This window comes from Nitrogeniibacter mangrovi (assembly GCF_010983895.1).
In the GTDB taxonomy this organism is placed as follows: Bacteria; Pseudomonadota; Gammaproteobacteria; order Burkholderiales; family Rhodocyclaceae; genus Nitrogeniibacter; species Nitrogeniibacter mangrovi.
The window spans coordinates 3,133,178-3,157,010 of sequence record NZ_CP048836.1 but is presented as its reverse complement, the minus strand read 5'-3'; the positions used below and the strand labels follow the sequence as shown (position 1 = coordinate 3,157,010).

Annotated in this window: 18 protein-coding genes and 2 tRNA genes; 10 read left to right on the top strand and 10 right to left on the bottom strand. The window is 66.2% G+C overall.

Translation table 11 applies throughout. The features are described 5' to 3' along the window. The 5 genes from G3580_RS14650 to queA form a co-directional block, all read right to left on the bottom strand. On the bottom strand, positions 1-378 hold the full coding sequence (locus tag G3580_RS14650; RefSeq protein WP_173766712.1) for a four helix bundle protein: 378 nt from the start codon (positions 376-378) through the stop codon (positions 1-3). Positions 379-411: 33 nt separating this feature from the next. Beyond that, positions 412-2,271: a protein translocase subunit SecD gene (gene secD / locus G3580_RS14645; RefSeq protein ID WP_173766710.1), complete on the bottom strand. Its 1,860-nt coding sequence runs from the start codon at positions 2,269-2,271 to the stop codon at positions 412-414. An 80-nt stretch (positions 2,272-2,351) separates the two neighbouring features. Continuing rightward, positions 2,352-2,678, bottom strand: coding sequence for a preprotein translocase subunit YajC (gene yajC / locus G3580_RS14640; RefSeq protein ID WP_173766708.1), 327 nt, complete (start codon positions 2,676-2,678; stop codon positions 2,352-2,354). Between the two features lie 58 nt (positions 2,679-2,736). Continuing rightward, on the bottom strand, positions 2,737-3,858 hold the full coding sequence (tgt, locus tag G3580_RS14635) for a tRNA guanosine(34) transglycosylase Tgt (RefSeq protein WP_173766706.1): 1,122 nt from the start codon (positions 3,856-3,858) through the stop codon (positions 2,737-2,739). Continuing rightward, a complete protein-coding gene (queA, locus tag G3580_RS14630) occupies positions 3,855-4,892 on the bottom strand; it encodes a tRNA preQ1(34) S-adenosylmethionine ribosyltransferase-isomerase QueA (protein ID WP_173766705.1) in 1,038 nt (345 codons plus the stop codon). Before queA ends, tgt begins: the two co-directional genes overlap by 4 nt. 47 nt (positions 4,893-4,939) lie before the next feature. Between queA and G3580_RS14625 the strand changes: the two genes are divergently transcribed. Next, positions 4,940-5,026: transfer RNA gene (locus G3580_RS14625), tRNA-Leu, on the top strand. Between the two features lie 108 nt (positions 5,027-5,134). After that, positions 5,135-6,085: an alpha/beta hydrolase gene (locus G3580_RS14620; RefSeq protein WP_173766703.1), complete on the top strand. Its 951-nt coding sequence runs from the start codon at positions 5,135-5,137 to the stop codon at positions 6,083-6,085. Between the two features lie 15 nt (positions 6,086-6,100). Here the strand turns inward: G3580_RS14620 and G3580_RS14615 are convergent, their stop codons facing one another. After that, complete coding sequence (locus G3580_RS14615; RefSeq protein WP_173766701.1) at positions 6,101-7,231, bottom strand: HD-GYP domain-containing protein; 1,131 nt, start codon at positions 7,229-7,231, stop codon at positions 6,101-6,103. A gap of 474 nt (positions 7,232-7,705) precedes the next feature. On the opposite strand from G3580_RS14615, the gene G3580_RS14610 reads away from it, so the two are divergent. The 7 genes from G3580_RS14610 (at position 7,706) to G3580_RS14580 (ending at position 18,399) form a co-directional block, all read left to right on the top strand. Beyond that, complete coding sequence (locus G3580_RS14610) at positions 7,706-9,088, top strand: TIGR03013 family XrtA/PEP-CTERM system glycosyltransferase (RefSeq protein WP_173766699.1); 1,383 nt, start codon at positions 7,706-7,708, stop codon at positions 9,086-9,088. A gap of 59 nt (positions 9,089-9,147) precedes the next feature. After that, positions 9,148-11,226: an XrtA/PEP-CTERM system histidine kinase PrsK gene (gene prsK / locus G3580_RS14605; RefSeq protein WP_228720680.1), complete on the top strand. Its 2,079-nt coding sequence runs from the start codon at positions 9,148-9,150 to the stop codon at positions 11,224-11,226. Then, on the top strand, positions 11,223-12,584 hold the full coding sequence (prsR, locus tag G3580_RS14600; protein WP_173766697.1) for a PEP-CTERM-box response regulator transcription factor: 1,362 nt from the start codon (positions 11,223-11,225) through the stop codon (positions 12,582-12,584). Before prsK ends, prsR begins: the two co-directional genes overlap by 4 nt. Positions 12,585-12,586: 2 nt before the next feature. Continuing rightward, the gene (gene prsT, locus G3580_RS14595; protein WP_173766695.1) at positions 12,587-15,376 is read left to right on the top strand and encodes an XrtA/PEP-CTERM system TPR-repeat protein PrsT; all 2,790 of its coding nucleotides are present in this window, start codon (positions 12,587-12,589) and stop codon (positions 15,374-15,376) included. Positions 15,377-15,419: 43 nt separating this feature from the next. After that, a complete protein-coding gene (locus tag G3580_RS14590; protein ID WP_173766693.1) occupies positions 15,420-16,700 on the top strand; it encodes a nucleotide sugar dehydrogenase in 1,281 nt (426 codons plus the stop codon). 127 nt (positions 16,701-16,827) lie between these two features. After that, entirely contained in the window at positions 16,828-17,634 is an 807-nt protein-coding gene (locus G3580_RS14585; protein ID WP_323847982.1) for a transglycosylase SLT domain-containing protein, read from the top strand. A 12-nt stretch (positions 17,635-17,646) separates the two neighbouring features. After that, positions 17,647-18,399 carry a S1 family peptidase gene (locus tag G3580_RS14580; protein ID WP_173766691.1) on the top strand — a complete coding sequence of 251 codons (753 nt, stop codon included), beginning with the start codon at positions 17,647-17,649 and terminating at the stop codon, positions 18,397-18,399. Positions 18,400-18,421: 22 nt separating this feature from the next. Here G3580_RS14580 and G3580_RS14575 read toward each other — a convergent pair whose 3' ends face one another. Together G3580_RS14575 and G3580_RS14570 are read right to left on the bottom strand one after the other, a co-directional pair. Next, positions 18,422-20,014 carry a methyl-accepting chemotaxis protein gene (locus tag G3580_RS14575; RefSeq protein WP_173766689.1) on the bottom strand — a complete coding sequence of 531 codons (1,593 nt, stop codon included), beginning with the start codon at positions 20,012-20,014 and terminating at the stop codon, positions 18,422-18,424. A gap of 141 nt (positions 20,015-20,155) precedes the next feature. Beyond that, a tRNA-Arg gene (locus tag G3580_RS14570) sits at positions 20,156-20,230 on the bottom strand. A gap of 110 nt (positions 20,231-20,340) precedes the next feature. Between G3580_RS14570 and G3580_RS14565 the strand changes: the two genes are divergently transcribed. Beyond that, positions 20,341-22,236 (top strand): ATP-binding cassette domain-containing protein, encoded by a 1,896-nt coding sequence (locus G3580_RS14565; RefSeq protein WP_173766688.1) that lies wholly within the window; start codon positions 20,341-20,343, stop codon positions 22,234-22,236. 57 nt (positions 22,237-22,293) lie between these two features. Here G3580_RS14565 and G3580_RS14560 read toward each other — a convergent pair whose 3' ends face one another. Both G3580_RS14560 and G3580_RS14555 read right to left on the bottom strand, forming a co-directional pair. After that, on the bottom strand, positions 22,294-23,190 hold the full coding sequence (locus G3580_RS14560; RefSeq protein ID WP_173766685.1) for a hypothetical protein: 897 nt from the start codon (positions 23,188-23,190) through the stop codon (positions 22,294-22,296). Positions 23,191-23,208: 18 nt separating this feature from the next. Next, positions 23,209-23,784 (bottom strand): LemA family protein, encoded by a 576-nt coding sequence (locus G3580_RS14555; protein ID WP_173766683.1) that lies wholly within the window; start codon positions 23,782-23,784, stop codon positions 23,209-23,211. Between the last annotated feature and the right edge of the window lie 49 nt (positions 23,785-23,833).

Genomic DNA, 23,833 nt, shown 5'->3' with positions numbered 1-23,833 from the left:
TTATTGGTGATTGGTCTCGAGCGTGGCGCGCGTGCTCGAGATCAAACCGTTGATGAGACGAAAGATGCGGTTCACCTGCGCTTCGACGGCAGCCGTGTCCATGACGAAGCCCAAGTCCTTCGCCAGGGTGATCTGGGTATCGAGTTCGCTCAGGGAGCCGCGGGACAGTCCAAGGAAATGGACAAATTCCTTTTTGCTGCCGCGGGCAGCCCCCTCGGCGATGTTGGAGGGAATGGAAATGGCCGCACGGCGCATCTGGCTGCTCAAAGCAAACCGTTCTTCGGCAGGAAGAAGGTTTGTCAGGGCATAGACGTGAGTGGCCAATTTCATGCTTTCCTGCCACGCCAGCAGGCGCCGATGTGGTCGCTCATTCGGCATGGCCTCCTCCAATTTCCCATGACCAGTCACCAATCACTGCCCCGAGGGTTTCCAGACCTGACCGATCGACAGCGAATCGATCTTGCGGCGGCGGCCGTAGATGAAGTTCACCATCATGCGCGAGACCAGGATGGCGCTGAACATGGAGGTGAGAATGCCCAGGCAATGGACGACGGCGAAGCCGCGCACCGGACCGGAGCCGAACACCAGCAGGGCGATGCCTGCGATCAGGGTGGTGATGTTCGAGTCGAGAATGGTGTCGAAGGCGCGGTCGTAGCCGGCGGCGATGGCCGCCTGCGGGCTCGAGCCGTTGCGCAATTCCTCGCGGATGCGCTCGTTGATGAGCACGTTGGCGTCGATGGCCATGCCGAGGGTGAGCGCGATGGCCGCGATGCCGGGCAGGGTGAGCGTGGCCTGCAGCATCGACAGCACCGCCACCAGCAGCAGCAGGTTGGCCGACAGGGCCAGCACCGACACCACGCCGAAGAGCATGTAGTAGGCACTCATGAACACCGCAATGGTGAGGAAACCCCACAGGGTGGAATCGAAGCCCTTTTCGATGTTCTCGGCGCCCAGGCTCGGGCCGACGGTGCGCTCCTCGATGATCTCCATCGGCGCGGCCAGCGAACCGGCACGCAGCAGCAGGGCGATGTCATTGGCCTCGGTGGTGGTCATGGCGCCGGAGATCTGCACCCGACCGCCGGTGATCTCGGTGCGGATCACCGGGGCGGTGATCACCTCGCCCTTGCCCTTCTCGATGAGCAGGATGGCCATGCGCTTGTTGACGTTCTCGCGCGTCACGTCGCGGAAGATACGCGCGCCGGCAGCGTCGAGCGTCAGGTGCACCGCCGGTTCCTGGGTCTGGCCGTCGAAGCCGGGCTGGGCGTCGGTGAGGCGGTCGCCGGTGAGCACCACCTGCTTGCGCACCAGCAGCGGCTGGCCGCCGCGCTCGGTGTACAGCTCGGTGCCGAACGGCACCTTGCCGGCCAGCGCTTCCTCGAGGTGTCCCGGGGTGTCGTCCACCAGGCGAATCTCCAGCGTCGCGGTGCGCCCGAGGATGTTCTTGGCCTTGGCCACGTCCTGCACGCCCGGCAGCTGCACCACGATGCGGTCGGCGCCCTGTTGCTGGATCACCGGCTCGGCCACGCCCAGCTCGTTGATCCGGTTGTTGAGGGTGGAGATGTTCTGCTTGATGGCGAACTCGCGCAGGGTCTTGGCGGCCTGGGCGGTCAGCGAACCGAGCAGGCGCGGAGTGTCGCTGTCATCCCGCTCCTCGAGCTGGAGGTCGTTGTTCGACTTGGCGATCGCCTCGCGCGCGGCGGCGCGCTGCTCGGCGTCACGGAAGCGGATCTCCACGGTGTTGCCGATACGGCGGATGCCGGCGTGACGGATCTTCTCGTCGCGCATCAGGGTGCGCAGGTCGCCAGCGATGGCGTCCATGCGCTTGGTGAGCGCGGCGTCCATGTCCACCTGGAGCAGGAAGTGCACCCCGCCGCGCAGGTCCAGACCGAGATACATGGGCAGGGCGTTGAGCGAGGTCAGCCAGTTGGGCGAGGCGGACAGCAGGTTGAGCGCGACGACATAGTCCGGGTCGCTCTCGTCCGGATTCAGCGCGTGTTCGATGGCGTCCTTGGCCTTGAGCTGGATGTCGGTGTTGGCCACCCGCACCCGGACGCTGTTCGGGTCACGGAACACGCCGGTGGTCGGGATGCCGGCATCGTCGAGGATGCTCTTGACCCGGGTTTCCATGGTGGCGTCGATCTTGATCGTGGCTTTCCCGGACGATACCTGCACGGCCGGGACTTCACCGTAGAAGTTGGGCAGGGTATAGACGGCCCCGAGGATCAGCACGAGGATGATCATCAGGTTTTTCCAGAGAGGGTAGCGGTTCATGTCGGTTGCGCCTGGGCCGGCGAGGTTCGGAGGACGTCAGATGTGGCGCGGGCGGCCAGGCCGCCCGCGATGAATGGGTCTCAGATGCTCTTGAGGGTGCCCTTGGGCAGCACGTTGGCCACGGCCTGCTTCTGGATCTTGACCACCACGTTGTCGGCGACCTCGACCTCGGCATAGGTGTCACCGACGGCGGTGACGCGGCCGACCACGCCGGCAAAGATGACTTCGTCGCCCTTGGCGAGCGCCTCGACCAGGTTCTTGTGTTCCTTGGCGCGCTTCATCTGCGGGCGGATCATGACGAAATACAGCACCGCGAACATCAGCAGCATGGGCAGCAGGCCCAGGAAGCCGTTGGTCGGTTCGGCCGCTGCGCCGGCAGCTTGGGCATAGGCGTTCGAAATCAGCACGTTGGACTCCGGTTCAGGTTGTCTTCGAAAGGCGGGCAGTATAGCAGTTGCTTGTAATTCACTGGGTTGCGCCGCGTGCCCGGTCGGTGGCGAAGCGTGCGCGGAAGGCTGCGAACCCGCCGCTGGCGATGGCTTCGCGCAACTGCGCCATCAGGGCCTGGTAATAGTGCAGGTTGTGGATGGTGTTGAGCATGGGGCCGAGGATCTCCCCGGCGCGATGCAGGTGGTGCAGGTAGGCGCGCGAGAAATGCCGGCAGGTGTAGCAGGTGCAGGTCTCGTCCAGCGGCGCCTCGCTCTGGCGGTGGATGGCGTTCTTGATCTTGAGGTCGCCGTAGCGGGTGAACAGCCAGCCGTTGCGCGCGTTGCGGGTCGGCATCACGCAGTCGAACATGTCGATACCGGCGGCCACCGAGGCGACCAGGTCCTCGGGGGTGCCCACGCCCATCAGATAGCGCGGTTTGTCGGCGGGCAGGCGCGGCGCGGTGTGGGCGAGGATGCGCTGCATGTCGTCCTTGGGTTCGCCCACCGACAGGCCACCGATGGCGTAGCCGTGAAAACCAATGTCCTGCAGCCCGGCCAGCGAGTCGTCTCGCAGGGGCTCGTACATGCCACCCTGGACGATGCCGAACAGGGCGTTGGGGTTCTCCTGCGCATCGAAGGCATCGCGAGAGCGCTTTGCCCAGCGCAGCGACAGCTGCATCGACCGGGCGGCTTCATCGAGCGTGGCCGGGTAGGGCGTGCACTCGTCGAAGATCATGGCGATGTCCGAATTGAGCACGTGCTGGATGCGCATCGACTCTTCCGGCGTGAGGAACAGCTTGGCGCCGTCGATGGGCGAGGCGAACTTCACGCCTTCCTCGCTGATCTTGCGCAGCGCCCCCAGGCTGAACACCTGGAAACCGCCCGAATCGGTGAGGATGGGTTTGTCCCAGCCCATGAAGCGATGCAGGCCGTCGAACCTGGCAATGACCTCGAGCCCCGGGCGCAGCCACAGGTGGAAGGTGTTGCCCAGGCAGATCTGCGCGCCGATCTCGTGCAGGGCCTGCGGGGTCATGGCCTTGACGGTGCCGTAGGTGCCCACCGGCATGAACACGGGAGTCTCGACCACGCCGTGGTTCAGGGTGAGGCGGCCGCGGCGGGCGGCGCCGTCGGTGGTGAGCAGTTCGAAGGTGAGGCTCATGGGGCGTCCGTGCGGCGGGCGAGGAACATGGCGTCGCCGTAGCTGAAAAATCGGTACTCCTGCGCGACCGCATGGGCATAGGCCCTGCGGATGGGGGCGACGCCGGCAAAGGCGGACACCAGCATCAGCAGCGTGGATCTGGGCAGATGGAAGTTGGTGAGCAGCGCGTCGACCACGGCGAAGCGGTAGCCCGGGGTGATGAACAGCTCGGTCTCGGCACCGCCGGCCCGCAACGGGCCGCCGGCAGCGGCCGATTCGAGCGCGCGCAGGCTGGTGGTGCCGACCGCGACCACGCGGCCGCCGCGGGCACGGGTCTGCGCGATGGCTTCGACCGTTTCGGGCGGAATCATGTAGCGCTCGCGATGCATGCGGTGTTCGGCCAGGTTCTGCACCCGCACCGGCTGGTAGGTGCCGGCGCCCACATGCAGGGTGATCGTCGCGGTGCGCACGCCCCGGGCGCGGATGCGTTCGAGCAGGGCGTCGTCGAAATGGAGGCCGGCGGTGGGCGCCGCCACCGAGCCGATGTGGCGCGCGAAGACGGTCTGGTAGCGGGTTTCGTCGGCGGCGGCCGCGGCGCGGTCGATGTACGGCGGCAGCGGCAGGGCGCCGTACTGTTCGGCGTAGTCCACCACGCTGCGGTCGGTGGGGAAGCGCAGGTGGAAGAAGTCGCCCTGGCGGCCCAGTACCTCCACCTCGAAGGCGTCGGCCAGGCGCATCCGGCTACCCGGCTTGGGCGACTTGCTCGCGCGCACCTGGGCGATGGCCTCGTGCTCGCCCACCGGGCGCTCGATGAGCACCTCCACCTGGCCGCCGCTGGCCTTGTGGCCGAACAGGCGTGCGTGGATCACGCGGGTGTCGTTGAGCACCAGCAGATCCCGGTCGGTGAGGCGGGCGGGCAGGTCGGTGACGTGTTCGTCCACCAGGGCGTCGCCATCGACCACCAGCAGGCGGCTGGCGCTGCGTTCGGGCAGCGGCGCCTGGGCGATGAGGCGGTCCGGCAGGGGGTAATCGAAGTCGTCCAGCGTGAGGTTCATGCGCTTGAAGTACGTCCGGCTTTTGGCGATAATGCGCGGCTACGCCGGCCGGGGTGGCGGAATCGGTAGACGCAGCGGATTCAAAATCCGCCGATGGTAACATCGTGAGGGTTCGAGTCCCTCTCCCGGCACCAGCGCGAGGCGGGCGAAAAGCCCGCAATCTTAGCCGTCGCGCAGCTATCTTGCCAAGTGTCATGCCGTGTTCCGCCACCGGTGGTGCCACGGCCACGGAGTCCTTTCGCGTGCCGCTCGATCCCAAAGCCCAGGGGCTGCTCGACATGGTCTATCGTGTCGGCGCGCCGCGCTTTCATGACCTGAACGAAGACCAGGCCAGACGCTCCTTCGAAAAGCTGGCCTTCGCCTTGCGCCCGGATGCCCCGGCGGTGGCGTCGGTGACCGATGTGCCGGTGCCGCGCGCGGACGGCAGCGTGCTCATGGCGCGGCTGTATCGGCCCCTTCGGGCGGCGTCCGCCGATATCCTCCCGTTGCTGGTGTATTGCCACGGCGGTGGCTGGTGCATCGGTGATATCGAAAGCTACGATGTCTTCTGCCGCCAGCTGGCCAACGGTGCTGGCGTGGCGGTGCTGTCGGTGGACTATCGTCTGGCGCCCGAGCACCCCTTCCCCGCGGGCTTCCTGGATGCCGATCTGGCGGTGGACTGGGCGATCGAGCATGCCGATCTGCTCGGGATCGACCCGGCGCGGGTGGCCATGGGCGGTGACAGTGCGGGTGGCAACCTGAGTCTTGCCGTGGCCATTGCGCGCCGCGAGCGCCACGCCTCGCCCCCGCTCAGGCAGTTGGCGCTGATCTATCCGTGCACCCAGATCGAGAGCGACCGGCCCGGGCGCGCGACCTACGGCGACGGCTACTTCCTTGATCGCGAATCCCTGCGCTGGTTCTTCTCCCGCTATCTGCCCGCAGGCACGGCCTCGGACTGGCGCGCCTCGCCCATGTGCGCCGAATCCCTGGCCGATCTGCCACCGATGGTGATGGTGACGGCCGAGTGCGATCCGCTGACCGATGACTGCAAGGCCTTTGCCGCGCGCGTGCGCGCCGAGGGCGGGGCGGTCGTCGAGCGGGAATTCGCCGGCATGGTCCACGGCTTCGCGATCCTCGGGGGGTACTTCCCGCAGGCGAATCAGGCCGTGGATGTCATCGGCGCGGCGCTGGCCGAGGGGCTGGGCGTCCGCTGACCGGCTGCCGGGCGCTCAGGCGCCGTGGGCGGCGTAATGTTCCCAGATGCCGGTGATGCGCTTGCGCTCGCTGATGAAGGCCTGCACGCACTCGCGGTCCAGCTGCTTGCCCGCCATCTTGCGCAGCAGGTCGAAGGCTTCGTCGATCGACCAGGGTTTCTTGTAGGCGCGCAGGTTGGTCAGGGCGTCGAAGATGTCCGCCACGGTGATGATGCGGGTCGCCAGGGGAATGGCGTCGCCTGACAGGCCCTCCGGATAGCCACTGCCGTCGAGATATTCGTGGTGCCAGGCCACCACGCTGCGCAACACGTCGATACGCGGGTTGTTGGCGAGGCCGAAATCCTCGATCAGGCGGTCGATCAGGGCTGTGCCGTTGGTCACGTGGGCCTTCATCCGCTCCCGCTCCTCGGCGTCGAAGGCGCCGGGCTTGAGCAGGATCTCGTCGGGTATGCCGATCTTGCCGATGTCGTGCAGGGGGGCGTACAGCGCAACCTCCTGGGCGAAGCCGTCGGCGAGGCCGTGGGCCTGGCTCATGGCCGAGGCGAGCAGATCCACATAGCCGCCCAGCCGAAGCTGGTGCTGACCGGTCTCCGTGTCCCGCATGAGCGCGAAGTCGCGTGCGAAGCGGACCGCGCCGAACAGGCCGTGGATGGCGTCGATCTCGTGCATGAGCAGGGTGGCCATCATCGGCAACCAGGCGAGCAGTTCCGCCTGCGCCGGGTCACTCGGCGGCTTGCCCATGTGATGCATCACCAGCAGAAAACCGATGCAGTGCTGACCGTGGCGGAGCGGAAAGCACACCAGGGGCTGGCACTCATCGCCGCCGGCCCAGGCCATGAGCGGGTCGTCGAGGCTTGGCTGGTGCACCGCCTTGCCCTGTTCGATGCCGTGGCGCAGGGTGGGGCTGTCGTCAACCGGGCAGGGGGCATGTGCGTTTCGGTGCCCAGCGGGATCGATCCGGGCGGTGATCTCCGCCCGGTCCGGGGCCAGCCACAGCACCTGCAATTGGCACGGATGCGGCAAGCGCGCCGCAAGCGTGCGTTGCAGTGGCGCCAGGATGCCTGGGAGCGACTTCTGGATGAAGGTGTCGAGAAGGACGTGGTCGATATGATCGATGGGCGACAGCCGCCGGGCGTCCATGGTCATGCTATTCCGCTGTAGGGCCGCTTTGGGCGAATGGGTGCCGTCACGGTAGCAGCAAACCCAAGGCTGCGCCATGTGGAAAACCCATGCCCTGACGGTCGATTCGGTCAGCCCGGCCGGGCATTCATGATGCTGTTCGGGTGGTTGCGGTGCCGCTTCGGTCTCGCGTCTATTGAAATGCCATATGGCGATGGTGTTAAATGGCGGCCGCCGTGGCGCCACCCGTCCGGTACCGGGCCGGGGCGGCATGGGGCGGGCAATTTCACGTTCCCGCCCACTCGGTATTCAAGCCGTTGAAATTGAACGTTTGTTTTAATTGCGATCAGGGTTTGCCATCCGTGTGGACCGGGCCCATCATGCTCCTGTGATGTGCTTCACGGGGCCTTCATGGTCCGTCGGGTATCGTAGGCATCGAACAACGATAACCGGCGGTCGTGGACAGCTTCCGCGCCGCCCCGATAAGAGCCGAGTGGAGCCATGCTGAAGATCTTCAGTCACTATTTTCCGACGCATACCCTGTTTCAGCTCATCGTCGATGCGCTGATCCTGTTCGTCGGCGTCATGGCCGCGGTCCTGCTGCAGTCGAGCGACGGGATCGGTGCCTGGCGCACGGTCCTGCCATCGGCGTTGTGCTTCGCCATCGCCATGGTGGTGCTCAACGGCGCGACCGGTTTCTACCGTCCCGTCGCGGGGCAGCGTCTCAAGGATGTCGTGGCACGCATTCTGGTGGGGGTCGTGGTGAGCATTCCCGTGGCCTACGCCGTGTTCAGCGTGCTGCCCTGGGGGGAGTTCGCTTCCGAGGCGGTCGAGGTGTCGGTGGTGCTGGTGCTCGGCCTCATCCTGGCGGTGCGTGCCTTCTCCAACCGCGGCCCGATGAGTGCCGTGCTGACCCGTCGGGTGCTGGTGCTGGGAACCGGTGCGGAGGCGGAGTCGGTCGATCGCGCGCTGCACGATCCGTCGTTGCGGGGGTTGCGCATCATCGGGTTCATGCCGTTGGGCAACGACGAGCCGGTGGCGGTCAATGCGGACCAGGTTTTCCGTGGGCGGGAGTTGCTGGACATCATCGACCAGGAGAACGTCAACGAGATCATCGTGGCGGTGCGCGAGCGTCGCGGTGGTGTGCTCCCGTTGCGCGAACTGCTCGATTGCAAGATGCGCGGCGTCAAGGTGTTCGATCTGTCGTCCTTCTTCGAGCGCGCCCGCGGGCAGGTGCGCATCGATTCCCTGCGCGCCAGCTGGCTGATCTACGGTGAAGGTTTTCGTCAGGGGGTGACGCGCACCGTGGTGAAGCGCTTTTTCGATCTCGTCGCCTCGTCCGTCCTGCTGGTGCTTGCCCTGCCGGTGATGCTCGTCACCGCGGTGGCCATCCTGCTGGAGGATGGCGGGCCGATCTTCTACCGCCAGATCCGTGTCGGCCAGAACGGTCGCCAGTTCAAGGTCACCAAGTTCCGCAGCATGCGCACCGATGCGGAGAAGGATGGCAAACCCAAGTGGGCCATTGCCAACGATGATCGCATCACGCGCACCGGCCGTCTGATCCGCAAGCTGCGCATCGATGAGCTGCCCCAGCTGTTCAACGTGCTCATGGGGGACATGAGCCTCGTGGGGCCGCGTCCGGAGCGTCCCTATTTCGTCGACCAGCTGACCTCCGAAATTCCCTTCTATGCCGTGCGTCACTGTGTCAAACCGGGCGTGACGGGCTGGGCGCAGGTGCGATACCAGTACGGCGCGTCGGTGGATGATGCGGTACAGAAGCTTCAGTACGATCTGTACTACGTGAAGAACCATACGCTGTTGCTGGATCTGGTCGTGCTGGCCGAAACGGTGCGGGTGGTGCTCACGGGTGAAGGCGCCCAGTGAGACGGCCGTCTTCGCGCGCCATCGCTGCTCCGCTGGAGGCCGGTCCGCGCAGATGATCCATGGTCGCTGAACTGACGCATGTGGCCGTCTGGGGGTATGCCCTTGCGGCCGTGGCGTTTTTCCTTTTTGGCCTGTACGTGGCGGCGGCCCGGCGTGGTCAGGGGGCCGGCAACATGCTGCTGCTGGCCCTGGCTGCCAGCACGCTGTGGTGCGTGACCAGTGTGTTCGCCAGTTCGGGGCTGCGCTATGGTGCCCTGCTTCAGGGGTTGGCGACGGTGCTGCGGGACGGTGCCTGGTTGTGGTTCACCCTCGGCTTGGTGCGCCAGATCGACGGTAGCCGCCGCCGCTGGCCGCGGCGCGTGACGATCGGGGTGATCGGCGTCCGCTTCGTCACCCTGCTGCTCGCCGCGTTCGGGATTGCCGCGCTGGGCGACCCGGCCCGTCTCGGCATCCTGGCGCAATTGTTCGCCGCGGTCTTCTCGCTGGTGCTCGTCGAGCAGCTGTATCGATTGCTGCCCGCCGAGTCGCGGTGGGGGCTCAAGCCGTTCTGTCTGGCCATTGCGGCGACGTCGGTGTTCGATCTGTACCTGTTCGCCGACGCGTTCCTGTTCGGCGGCATCGATCCTGAAATCTGGAGTATCCGGGGCCTGGTACACGCCATGGTGCTGCCCCTGATCGCCATTTCCGCCGCACGTGTGCCGGGCTGGGCGATCCGCCTGTCGGTGTCCCGGGAGCTGGTGTTCCATTCCACCGCGCTCGCGGTCTCGGGGGTGTACCTCCTCGTCGTGGCCGCCGCAGGGTATTACGTGCGTTACTTCGGCGGCGACTGGGGACGCGCGCTGCAGATCGCGCTGTTCTTCACCGGCGCAGTGGTGCTCGGCGTGGTTGCCTTCTCCGGCGCGCAGCGGGCGCGGCTGCGGGTGTTCATCAACAAGCACCTGTTTCCGTATCGATACGATTACCGCGCCGAATGGCTGAAGTTTACCCGCGCCTTGGATGCCGGCGAGGGCGGGCACGATCTGGGGCAGGCCACCATTGCGGCCCTGGCCGACCTGGTGGAGAGCGCCGGCGGGGGATTGTGGATGGATGGCGGCGGCGGGCAGATGACGCTGCGGGCACGGTTGAACATGCCCGAGGCGGAGGCCACCGAACCGTCCGATAGCGCGCTGTGCCGATTTCTCGCACGCGAGGGCTGGATCTTCAATCTCGAGGAATTCCGCATCCGGCCGGGGACCTACGGTGCGCTGCGACCGCCGCGCTGGCTGTCCGAGCTGCCGGACGCCTGGCTCGTGGTGCCGCTCATCGCCAGCGACGACCTGATCGGCTTCGTGGTGCTGCTGGCGCCGCGCACGCCGGTGGAGATCAACTGGGAGGTGCTCGACCTGCTCAAGACGGCCCAGCGCCAGGCCGCCAGCTATCTGGCGCGCATGCAGGTGGCCGAGGCACTCATCGAGGCGCGCAAGTTCGATGCGTTCAATCGAATGTCGGCCTTCGTGGTTCACGACCTCAAGAATCTCGTGGCCCAGCTGTCCCTGATGTTGCGCAATGCGGAAAAATACAAGGACAACCCCGAGTTCCAGGCGGACATGCTGGAGACGGTGGCGCATGTGGAACACAAGATGCGCGATCTGATGCAGCAGCTGCAGAAGAAGACCGCCATCGACCGGGATCGCCCGGTGGAACTGGGCCAGATGCTGGCCCGGATCGCGTCGCATCGCAGCCAGTATCGGCCGGCGGTGGACGTATCCGTCCCCGAGGCGCCGGTGTGGGTGCGCGCCAACCCCGAGCGCCTGGAGCGAGTCGTTGGGCATATCGTGCAAAATGCCCTCGACGCGACCGACGACGATGGTATGGTGAGTGCATGTTTGAGCAGCGCGGGAGAGGATCGGGCGATCATCCGCGTGAGTGATACCGGCAGTGGCATGACTCCCGAATTCGTGCGCGACCAGCTGTTCAAGCCGTTCCACACCACCAAGGCCAGTGGCATGGGTATCGGGGTGTTCGAAGCGCGCCAGTACGTGCGCGAGCTGGGCGGGGATATCGTCGTCGAAAGCACCCCGAAGGTCGGGACCACCATGGAATTGATGTTGCCCACGACCGGACCGGCGGACCCGGCGCAATCCGAAGCGAATTCATGAGCGACAAACAACGTACATTGATGGTGGTCGAGGACGACCCGGCGCTGCAGAAGCAGATGCGCTGGGCGTTCGACGATTACGAGACCGTTCTTGCCAGCGATCGCGAAAGCGCGATCACGCAGCTGCGCCGGCACGAGCCGCCGGTCGTGACCATGGATCTCGGGCTGCCGCCCGATCCCGATGGCGTGAGCGAGGGCTTTGCACTCCTGCAGGAGATGCTGTCGCTGGCGCCCGATACCAAGGTGATCGTGCTGACCGGCCAGCATGACCGTGAGAATGCGGTTCGAGCGGTCGGTCTGGGTGCGTATGATTTCTTCGCCAAACCCTTCGAGCCCGAGCTGCTGACCCTGACCATCGACCGTGCCTTCCGGCTCTACGATCTGCAGCGCGAAAATACCCGCCTCAAGGCGGCCAGCGGCGCGGCCCTCGAGGGCGTGCTGACTCGGGACGCCGGCATGCTCAAGGTGTGCCGGACGGTGGAGAAGGTGGCCTCGGCCCACAATGTCACCGTGGCCTTGCTGGGCGAGAGCGGCACCGGCAAGGAGGTCCTCGCCCGCGGATTGCACACCCTGTCGTCGCGCGCCAAGGAGCGCTTCGTTGCCATCAATTGCGCCGCGATTCCCGACACCTTGCTCGAGGCGGAGCTGTTCGGCTACGAAAAGGGCGCGTTCACGGGCGCGGTCAAGCAGACCCCCGGCAAGATCGAGACCGCGGACAAGGGGACGCTGTTCCTCGACGAGATCGGCGATCTGCCCATGCCCTTGCAGGCCAAGCTGCTGCGTTTCCTTCAGGAGCGGGTCATCGAGCGTATCGGCGGACGCAGCGAGATTCCGGTCGATGTGCGTGTGGTGTGCGCGACCCATCAGAATCTCAAACGCCTCATCGAAACCGGCGCCTTCCGCGAGGATCTGTACTACCGCCTGGCCGAAATCGTGATCGACATCCCGCCCCTGCGGGATCGGCCGGGGGATGCCAGCCTGCTGGCCCACGCCTTCGTGCAGCGCTTCGCGTCCGAGAACGGGCGCGGCACCATGCGCCTGTCCGACGATGCGGTCAGCGCCATCGAGGCGCACCGGTGGCCTGGCAACGTTCGTGAGCTGGAGAACTGCGTCAAGCGTGCAGTCATCATGGCCGAGGACAACCGCGTCACGGCCGAAGACCTGGGTCTGGCCGCGCCCGACGAGGCACTCGAGATGCTCAACCTGCGCCAGGTACGCGAAGCGGCCGAGCGGGCCGCGGTCGCCAACGTCCTGTCGCGGGTCAACGGCAATATCGCGCGCGCCGCCGAAGTGCTGGGCGTCAGCCGCCCGACCCTGTACGACCTCATGAACCGATTCGGAATCAAGAAGGAAGCCTGACTGTGAGCAAGCGTTCATCGAAGAAGCCCTTGTCCCGTGCCGCCCGCGTGATGCCCCTGATCCTCGCCGGGATGCTGCTCACCGCCTGTGGCGGCAATCCGGACGACATGGTCAAGTCGGCGCAGGACTATATCCAGAAGAAGGACTACAACGCGGCGGTCATTCAGCTCAAGAACGCTTTGCAGAAGAACGCCGAGCTGACCGAGGCGCGCTACCTGCTCGGCAAGATCTATTTCGAGCGTGGCGACATGGCCGATGCGGCCAAGGAGCTGCGCCACGCCATCAGCCTCGGCTATCAGGGTGAGGATGCGATTCCGATGCTCGCGCGTGCGCTGATCGCGCAGGGGCAGCGCGAGGAGGTCATCAAGACCTACTCGAGCACCTCGCTCAAGGATCCGGTCGAGCTGTCCAAGTTGCTGACCGTGCTCGGAGACGCGCGCTCGCGCGACAAGCGCGGTGAAGCGGAGCGTGACTACCGCGCGGCCATCAAGGCCAACCCCAGCAATGCCCATGCCAAGGTCGGTCTGGCGCGGTTGCAGGCGCTGGCCGGTAACTTCAACGAAGCCGTGCGCATGATCGATGCCGTGATCGCCGAGAGCCCCGATCTGGTCGATGCCTATGAGCTCAAGGGCAATGCCCTGCTGGGGGCGCGTGATGCGGACGGGGCCATGGCGGCCTTCCACAAGGCCATTGGTCTGGCGCCCAAGCAGCAGCAGCTCTACGTGCCGGTGGTGACGACCCTGCTGCAGACCAACCGGGTCGACGAGGCGCGACAGGAACTCGCGGCCATGGAAAAGGCGGTCGGCAAATCGCCGGCGGTGTGGTACCTGCAGGCCTATCTGGATTTTCGCACCGGCAAGCTGGAGGCGGCGCGGGACGCGGTGCAGGAAGTCATCGGCAAGGCCCCGGACTACATGCCGGCCCGCCTGCTCGCCGGTGCGGTGTTCTACCGTCTCAACGATCAGCTGCAGGCCCAGGCGAACCTGAACAAGGTGCTTGAGGTGTCGCCGGGCAATCCGGTCGCCAGCCGCTGGCTGGTGATGTCCTTCATCGCCCAGCGCGATGCGGAGCGTGCGCTCAAAGCGCTCGAGCCCTTGCTGAAGAAAATGCCTGATTCTCCCGACGTGTTGCGCCTGGCTGGTCAGGCCAACCTGCTCGCAGGCAATCTCGACAAGGCGGCGGAGTTCTTCGGCCGCCAGGTCGAGCGTGCGCCGGACGATGCCCGCGCCCTGACCCGGCTGGCCATCACCCGGCTCGCCTCGGGCGAGGTGGACAAGGGTCTGGAGGAATTGAGCACCGCCAGTTCGCTGGACGAAAAGCAGACCTACCCGGACTTCGCGCGCATCACCGTGCTCCTGCTCGGCAAGAAGTTCGACGAGGCCCTCAAGGCCCAGGAGACGCTCGAGAAGAAGCTGCCGAACAATCCGCTGACCTACAACCTGCGCGGCGGCATCATGCTCGGCAAGGGCGATCCCGAGGCGGCGGCGAAGGCCTTCCGGCGCTCGCTCGAGGTCGACCCCGACTTTCTGCCGGCGGCGACCAACCTGGCGCGCCTCGAGGTCAAGAAAGGCGATGTTCCTGCGGCCCGCAAGCTGTTCACCGACATGCTCGCGCGCAACAAGCAGCGGCCCGATGTCTACTTCGCCCTCGCGCAACTGGAGGAAGCCACCGACAAGAATCCCGAGAAGGTGAAGCAATACCTCCAGGGTGCCGTCGATGCCGCGCCCGACCAGGCGGCCCCGAAACTGCGCATGGCCGATTTCATGCTGCGCACCAATGCGCGCACCGAGGCCCTGGCCATGGTTCGCGACGCCGCGGCACTCGAACCGACGAACCCCGCCGTGCAGGAGATGCTGGGCCGGGCCCTGATGGCGAACGGCGACCTCGAGCAGGCCGCGACGGCCTTCCGCAAATGGGTGGACACCCGGCCCGAAGATGCCGGCGCGTGGCTGGATCTCGGTCGCGTGCTGCAGATGTCCGGCGACGGCCGGGCGGCCGTCGAGGCCCTGCAAAAGTCGCTCGAGCTCAATCCCGCCAACGTCGAGACCTATCGCTTCCTGATCGGCCAGTACGTCAAGAACAAGCAGTATGGCAAGGCCGTGGATACCGCGCGCCAGTTGCAGAAGGCCGCGCCCAAACTGGCGCAGGGCTACCTGTTCGAGGCCGATGTGCTCACCGCCAAAGGGGACGGCGATGCGGCGCTCGCCATGTTCCGCAAGGCGCACGAGACCGCGCCCAGCTCGGCGACGCTCATCAAGCTGCATGACGCCTTGAGCCGGAGCCAGCGTACGGACGAGGCGGCAAAACTGATGGCGGACTGGCTGAAGAAGTCGCCGAAGGATACCCAGGTCACCGCCTACATGGCCGACTACTATCTGTCCCGCAAGCAGCTGGACAAAGCGTTTGCGCAATATCAGAAGCTCGATGAACTGGAGCCCAACCGGGCCGGCATCCTCAACAACCTTGCCTGGGTGGCGAACGAGCTGGGCGATCCTCGGGCGATGGGCTACGGCAAGCGCGCCATCGAACTGTCCCCCGAGAGCGCGGCCATCCTTGACACGGTCGGCATGATCGAGGTCGGCCACGGCGATGCGGCATCGGGAGTCACGAAGATGGAGAAAGCCGTCAGCTTGGCGCCGAAGACGCCGGCGCTGAAGCTCAATCTGGCCAAGGGCTACATCGCCGCCAAGCGCAAGGACGATGCGCGTAAAATCCTCGACCAGCTGGTCACCGACTACCCGGTCGGCACCTCGGTGCACGACGAGGCTGTCGCCCTGCGCGGTGGCCTGTAAGACACTTTGCTCATTCAACCCATCGATATTAGGAATCCGACCCGTGACCACTGTTGCCGTTATTGGCCTGGGCTATGTGGGCCTGCCCCTCGCCGTCGAATTTGGCAAGAAATTCAAGACCTTGGGCTTCGATCTTTCAGAGCAGAAGGTCGCGGCCTATCGCGAAGGCTATGATCCGACCGGTGAAGTCAGCCGCGAGGATCTGCGCGCCGCGACGCAACTGAGTTGCCACACCGACCCCGCGGTGATCGCCGAGGCGGACTTCGTCGTCGTCGCCGTGCCGACCCCGGTGGACGAAGCGCACCAGCCCGACCTGACGCCGCTCGAGAAGTCCTCCGAGACCGTCGGCAAGTACCTCAAGCAGGGTGCCGTGGTGGTGTACGAAAGCACCGTCTATCCTGGCGCGACCGAGGACGTGTGCATCCCGATTCTGGAGCGGACCTCGGGCAAGACCTGGAAGCAGGATTTCTTCGTCGGCTACTCTCCCGAGCGGATCAACCCGGGGGACAAGGAGCGTACGGTCACCAAGATCGTCAAGGTCGTCTCCGGCGACACCCCGGAAACCCTCGAGATCGTGCGGCGGATGTATGGCGAGGTGATCACCGCCGGCGTGTATCCGGCCGCGACCATCAAGGTGGCCGAAGCGGCCAAGGTGATCGAGAACACCCAGCGCGACCTCAACATCGCGCTCATGAACGAGTTGGCCGTCATCTTCCACAAGGTGGGCATCGACACCCTCGACGTCCTCGAGGCGGCCGGTACCAAGTGGAACTTCCTGCCCTTCCGTCCGGGTCTGGTCGGCGGGCACTGCATCGGCGTCGATCCCTACTATCTGACCCACAAGGCCGAAATGCTCGGTCACCATCCGCAGGTCATCCTCGCCGGGCGTCGCATCAACGACACCATGGGCAAGTACGTGGCCGAGCAGACGGTCAAGCAGATGATCGAGGCCGGCCACAGCATCAAGGGCTGCAACGTCGTCGTCCTCGGGCTAACCTTCAAGGAGAACTGCCCGGATCTGCGCAACAGCAAGGTGATCGATGTGATTCGCGAACTGGAGAGCTACGGTTGCAAGGTGCTGGTGCACGATCCGGTCGCCGAGGCGGACGAGGCGCGCCATGAATACGGCGTCGATCTGGTCGATTGGGACCGCTTGCCCGAGGCCGCCGCCATCGTCGCTGCCGTCGCCCACAAGGAATATGCCGACATGCCCCTCGACGAACTGACCGGCCGACTCGCCCCCGATGGCGTGTTCGTGGACGTCAAGTCCTTCTTCGATCGTGATGCGCTGGCGCGTTGCGGCGCGCGCGTCTGGCGTCTCTGACCGGCAGCGGGCCATGATCGGCAAGCGCGCGCTTTTGCTGTTGCTCATGGCCGCGCTCCATGGAATGGCCGCGTACGCCGCGGAGGGTCGAAACCCGTCGCCCGATGCGACCCGCGTGAAGGCTGCGATGGCGCAACAGGCCGCCTATCTGGCCGGTCGCGGCGTGGCCTTCGAACACGGTGAAGGCGTCGAGCGCGACCCGGCGCGTGCCGCCGCGTGCTACTGCGAATCCGCCCGTCTCGGGAACGCGGAGGGCATGTACGGCCTGGGCTGGATGTATGCCAACGGCCGCGGCGTGGCACGCAACGACGCCTATGCCGGCACCCTGTTCGCCATGGCGGCCATGCTCGGCCACACCCAGGCGGCGCGCATGCAGCGCTATACCGGCGAGTACGTCGGCACCGTGCCGGCGTGCCTCGACGCGCCGGCGTGGGAGCAGTATGACGGTCTGATCGACCGCCTCGTCGCGCGCATGGCGCCCGCGCGCCGCAAGATCGTCCGCCTGGTGGTGAACATGGCGCCCGATTACGGCATCGAGCCGCGCTTCGCGCTCGCCATCGCTGCCGTCGAGTCCGCCTTCAATCCCGACGCGGTGTCGCCGAAGCAGGCCATGGGCGTGATGCAACTGATTCCGGAAACGGCGGCCCGGTTCCGGGTCGGCGACACCTTCGATGCCCGTCAGAACATTGCCGGCGGGCTGGCCTACCTGCGTTGGCTGCTGGCCTACTTCGAGGGGGACGTGCGCCTGGTGGCTGCAGCCTACAATGCCGGTGAAGGGGCGGTGGAGCGCTACGGCGGGGTGCCGCCGTTTCCCGAGACGCGCGCGTATGTGGACCGGGTTGTGGGGTATTATCGTGGCGATACCCACCCCTATGACAGCCGCGTGGTTGATGCTTCGCCCCTGATGACGAAACTGCGGCTGACCAGCGAATAACGGAGTTTCCTCATGGGCCGACGCCTGCTGATCGCCCTGGCCTGCGTCGCATGGATGCACTGCGCATGGGCCGACCTGCCTGCGGCCATCCGTCAGATCAAGCCCGCCGTGGTGGCTGTCGGCACCTATCAGCCTACCCGCAGCCCCGCGTTCCGGTTCCTCGGCACCGGCTTTGCCGTCGCGGACGGCCTGACCATCGCCACCAACGCGCATGTCCTGCCCGACGTGCTCGACACCGACAAACTCGAATCTCTCGCCATTGTGGTGCCGCTGGGCGACCGGATCAACGTGCGTCGGGTGGAAAAGCTGCGCACCGATCCGGATCACGACGTGGCCGTGCTGCGCATTGCCGCCGGTGCGCCCCTGCCGACCCTGACACTCGCCGAAGGGCCGACTGAAGAGGGCGAGTCGGTCGCCTTTACCGGATTCCCGATCGGCAGCGCCCTCGGTCTGCGTCCGGTGACCCATCGCGGCATCATCTCCGCCATCACCCCCATCAGCATTCCGCGCGGCAACGCGCGCGAACTGAACGCGCGCCAGATCCATCGGCTGGCGAACAGCGCGTTTTCGGTGTACCAACTCGACGCCACGGCCTACCCGGGCAACAGTGGCAGCCCGATGTTCGATCCGGAGACCGGTCAGGTCATCGGCATCGTCAACATGGTCTTCGTCAAGGAGACCAAGGAAGACGTGCTGAGCAAGCCCTCGGGCATCAGTTACGCGATCCCGGTGCGTTACCTGCGCAGCCTGGTCGACAAGCGCTGAGCGTCCAAGCGGCGCCGTGCGCTCATTTGAGCGCGTTCTCCAGATGCTGGATCAGGGCACGCAGATCGGCAGCGGTGCGATTCAGATCGGCGGCGGCCCTGTCGATTTGCGAGAGACTCGCGTTGTTGCGCTCGACGTTGCTCGAGATCGCTTCCATCGCCGTGGCGACTTCATGCGACGCGGTGGTCTGCTGTTCAAGCATGGTGCGGATGTCGGTGGCGACGCCGCTGGCGCGCTGGCTCGCGGCGCTGATCAGATCGAGGCTGCCCGCGCTGCTGCCCACCTGGTCGCTGCTGGCGGCCACGTCCCGCGCCGCCTTGTCCATGGTGGTGACGGCCGCCTTCGACTGTTCGGTGATCTGCGCCAGGGAACGGCTGATGTCGGCCGTGCTGGCCGTGGTGCGCTCGGCGAGCTTGCGCACCTCGTCCGCGACGACCGCGAAGCCACGCCCCTGCTCGCCGGCTCGCGCAGCCTCGATGGCGGCGTTGAGGGCAAGCAGGTTGGTCTGCTCGGCGATGTCTTCGATGATCTGGCTGATTTCGCCGATTTTCTGCACCGAGGTATGGACCGCGGCAATCTGATCGCGTGCGGTCGCGACGACCTGTGCCGCCTGGGCGCTGCTGTTCACGCCTTCCAGGATCGCCTGGCGGGCGTCATCGACCGCCTGGGCCGTATCGCGAGCCGCTTGTGCGCCGACCTCCGTGTTGCTTGAGATCTCGTTGACCGACACGCTCATCTGTTCCATGGCCGCTGCGGCCTGCATCACTTCTTCACCCTGGGTTTCGCTGGACTGGCGCAGGGCCTGTGTTTCGTTTTCCAGTGCAGCCGACTGCATGTGAACGCTACCGGTGGCTGTCAGAACGTCGGCAAACATGGCGCGCAGATGAACGCGCATCGCTTCGAGCTGGCCGAAGACGCTGGCGATGGCGCCGCCGTCCTGGCGCGAGATGCGTCGGTCCAGGCGCCCCTCGTCGAGCGCTTCGATATGCGCCGACACAAGGTGCAGCGGTCGGGCCAGACGTGTTTCGAAAGTCGCCAGCGCCGCCAGGCTGCACAGTGCGGCGCCTGCGCCGGCGGCCATCGCCCACGGGCCCGACAGCATGGCGCCGGCCACGGCGAGCAGGGCGGCAGCGGTGATCGGAACGCGGACGGCCACCAGGCCGCGGGCGAGGGGCGGCGGCGTCCACGTGGCAGGCAGCGGGGCGCGTCGGTCGCGGACGTTCGCGTACAGCGTCTCCGCGGCCGCGACGTCGTTCCGTGCCGGAGCATTGCGGACCGACATGTAGCCGACCGTGCGGCCGTCGCGTGTCTCCGGGGTGACGAAGGCGTCCACCCAGTAGAAGCCGCCGTCCTTGGCGCGGTTCTTCACCAGACCCCGCCAGGTGTGGCCGGACTTCACCGTTCGCCACAGATCGGCAAAGGCCTCGACCGGCATGTCGGGGTGGCGCACGATGTTGTGGTTGGCGCCGAGCAGTTCTTGCGAGGAAAAACCGCTGATCTCGATGAAGGCCGGATTGACGTATGTAATGCAGCCCTTCAGGTCGGTGCGCGTGACGATGGGCTGGCCGGGCTGCAGAAAGTGCTCGACGTTCGTGACGGGTTGATTGTTCTTCATCGCGTCTCCCCCCGGAGAAGATCGGTTTTTGCCGCCTTACGAGCCAGGTAACGGAATCCAAACGAAAAACTTGATGGTCACACGACCGTCGACGGCGTGGCAGGCTCGGATCCGGGAAGGGGCGTTGGGGAGGGGAGGGTATGGCCTCCCCGGCAGGAATCGAACCTGCATTTAGCGCTTAGGAGGCGCTCGTTCTATCCATTGAACTACGGAGAGGCGCGCCCGCGTTGCGCGAGCGAGGCGAAAGTCTACCCTGAAACGTGGTGCAATGGGGTTCGCCGTGGTGGCGCGATAGAATTGCGTCTTTGCCTTGTTCGGACGCGACCATGCCCTTGATCTCCGTCGACGGCGCCTGCCTGGCCTTTGGCCATGTGGCCTTGCTCGATCATGCCGATTTTCAGCTCGATGCCGGGGAGCGGGTGGCGCTGATCGGGCGCAATGGATCGGGCAAGTCGAGCCTGCTGCGGGCGATCGTCGGGCAGGCCACCCTCGACGATGGGGAGATCTGGCGGGCGTCCGACATTCGTATCGCCTACGTGCCTCAGGAGGCCGATTTCGATCTCGACCGGTCGGTGTTCGACGTGGTGGCCGACGGGCTCGGTGACGTGGCGGCGGTGCTCGGCGCTTACCATGCGGCCCTGCACCGGGTGGCGGCCGAGCCCTCGGACGCCGCGCTGGCCGAGCTGGAACGCGTGCAGCATGAAGTGGAGACGGCCGACGCCTGGCGCCTGAACCAGCGGGTCGAGGCCATGCTCGATCGGCTCACGCTGGATGGCGACATGCGCACCGGGGCGCTCTCGGGCGGGGGCATCAAGCGTGTCGCGCTGGCGCGGGCGATGGTGGGCGATCCGGAACTGTTGCTGCTCGACGAGCCGACCAACCACCTCGACCTGGACGGGATCCTGTGGCTCGAGGAGCTGATCAAGGGCTTCAACGGTGCCGTGATGCTGATCACCCACGACCGGGTGTTTCTCGACAACGTGGCGACGCGCATCGTCGAGCTCGACCGGGGGCTGCTCGCCAGTTTCGATGGCAACTTTTCCGACTATCAGCGCAAGAAGGCCGAGCAGCTGGAGGCCGAGGCCAAGGCCAACGCGCGCTTCGACAAGTTGCTGGCGCAGGAAGAGGTGTGGATTCGCAAGGGTGTGGAGGCGCGCCGCACCCGGAACGAGGGGCGCGTGCGGCGGCTCGAGGCGCTGCGTCGCGAGCGGGCCGCGCGTCGCGACCGGCTCGGCAACGTGAGCCTGGCGGTGGATCGGGGCGAGGCCTCGGGCAAGATGATCGCCGAGCTCGATCATGTCTCCAAGCGCTATGGCGACAAACTCGTCGTCGACGATTTTTCCACCCGTATCCTGCGCGGCGACCGCATCGGCATCATCGGGCCCAACGGCGCCGGCAAGACCACCTTGCTCAAGCTCATCCTCGGCGAGATCGAACCGGACAGCGGCACGGTGCGGCGCGGCACCCGCCAGCAGGTGGCCTATTTCGACCAGTTGCGCGCCCAGCTCGACCCGGAGGCAACCCTGGCCGATGTGATCAGCCCGGGCTCCGAATTCGTCCAGATCGGTCATGAGCGCAAGCATGTGATCGGCTATCTGGGCGAATTCCTGTTTGCGCCGCAGCGGGCGCGCTCGCCGGTCAAGTCGCTGTCCGGCGGCGAGCGCAACCGATTGCTGCTGGCGCGCCTGTTCGCCCAGCCGGCCAACGTGATGGTGCTCGACGAGCCGACCAACGACCTGGATATCGAGACCCTGGACCTACTCGAGGCCCTGCTGGCCGAGTATGACGGCACCCTGTTTCTGGTGAGCCATGATCGGGCCTTCCTCGACAATACGGTGACCCAGGTGATCGCCAGCGAGGGGGACGGACGCTGGAAGGAATACGCCGGCGGCTACGCTGACTGGCAGCGGGTGCGTGCGGCACCGGCCGCGCCGGCGCCCGAGCGCAAGGCGGCTGCGCCCAAGGACAAACCGAAGCCGGCGCCGGCGCAGAAAAAGTTGTCCTTCAACGAAAAGCGCGAGCTGGAGACCTTGCCCGATCGCATCGGCGCGCTCGAGGCCGAAGAGGCCAGCGTGCAGGCGCGCCTCGCCGATCCGGCGCTCTATCAGGGCGCGCCGGATAAGGTGGCCGAACTCAAGGCACGCCTCGACGCCCTGGCCGAGGAGATGGAGGCGGCCATGCAGCGTTGGGAAGAACTCGAAACCAAGGCAGGGGCGTCGTAGGGCGGACGGCAATCTGCCATCGATGACCGCTGGCAAGCCGGCGGGTTGAACCCTGCCCTACAGCGGTCGGAGGCTCAGCAGCCAGAGGGTGGTGGCACCGGTGCCGATCAGGATCGCCAGGAAGACCCAGCCCCAGATCTGATAGCGGCGCCCGAGGGCGTTGGGGTCCAGGTCCGAGATGAGGTAGAGCCGGCGGTCGTCGGGCTTGCGCATCACGTGGGCCTCGGGGGCGGCATGCAGTTCGGCCTGCTGGCGGTGGACTTCGCGCTTGGCTTCGGCGCGGGCCAGCTCCCATTCCTTGAGGTCGATCTGGCCGTTTCCGTCGAGGTCGAAACGCTCGAGCAGCCCGGCATGATCGGTCTTCCAGTGCGCCAGCAGTTCACGCACCTGGCGGGCGGTGTCGTGGGCCGGATCGATGCTGCCGAGCGTGGTGAATTCACCGATCACGTAGATCGGGTCGTGCTTGATGAGGCACCACTGGGTGTAGCGCAGGTCGCCGCGGCGCTCCACGTCCTTGCGCGAGATGAGCATCTCGGCACCGGTCGGGTCGACGGCGCACTGGCCCGACCCGTCGTCGAGCAGGAAGGAGGCGTCGCTCTCGTCGAGGTCGGTCCGCACCCATTTGTCGCCCCGGCGCTCTTCGACGATCAGCCGGTACCACAAAACCGGCAGGCCGTTGACCGGGGAGAGCAGGGGCGTGCCGCTCAGGGGCTCACCGTCGCCGAACAGCTCCGTATAGCCCTGCGAGGCCGAGGCGATCCGGGAGGTCGGGGTGTCGAGAATCAGGCGCGAATGATGGACCGAGCGCAGCCAGCCGAACAGCGCGATGGCGGCCGCCAGTGCGCCCAGTACCGGGTAGGTGTCTGCGGACAGGTGCGCCGCGGCGAAGGCCAGCCCGGCGACCCCGGAGATCAGGGTGGTGCCGGTGCGGTCCGGACGCAGCGAAACCAGCATGGCGCGACCGGGCGGGGCTTAGTTGTCGAACAGGGTCTTCAGGTCCACATCCGCCTTCTCGGCGGTGGAGAACTCGAGCAGCGGCCGGGCGGCGAACTGGAGCAGGCGGGCGACGAGCAGGTCCGGGAACTGCTCGATGCGCACGTTGTGCACATTCACGCTTTCGTTATACATCTCGCGGCGGTCGGCGATGGCGTTCTCGAGCGAGGTGATGCGCGTCTGCAGCTGCATGAAGTGTTCGTTGGTCTTCAGTTCCGGATAGGCCTCGGCCACCGCGAACAGCTGGCCCAGGCCCATGCGCAGCATGCCTTCGGCGGCGCCCAGGGCGGGCACGTCCTGCTGCGCCCGCGCTTCGGAGACCCGGCTGCGTGCCTCGATGACGCGGGTGAGCGTGCGCTCCTCGAACTGCTTGTACTGGCGGCACACCTCGACAAGCTTGGGCAACTCGTCGTGACGCTGCTTGAGCAGCACGTCGATGTTGGCCCAGGCCTTGGCGATGTTGTGCTTGAGGCGCACCAGGTTGTTGTAGATCACGATGCCGTACAGGACGGCGATGGCGATCAGGGCGAGCACGACAATGGCAGTCACGGACATCGATGTTCCTCGGTCGGGCGGGATCGGATGGGGAAAACGGGATTGTAAT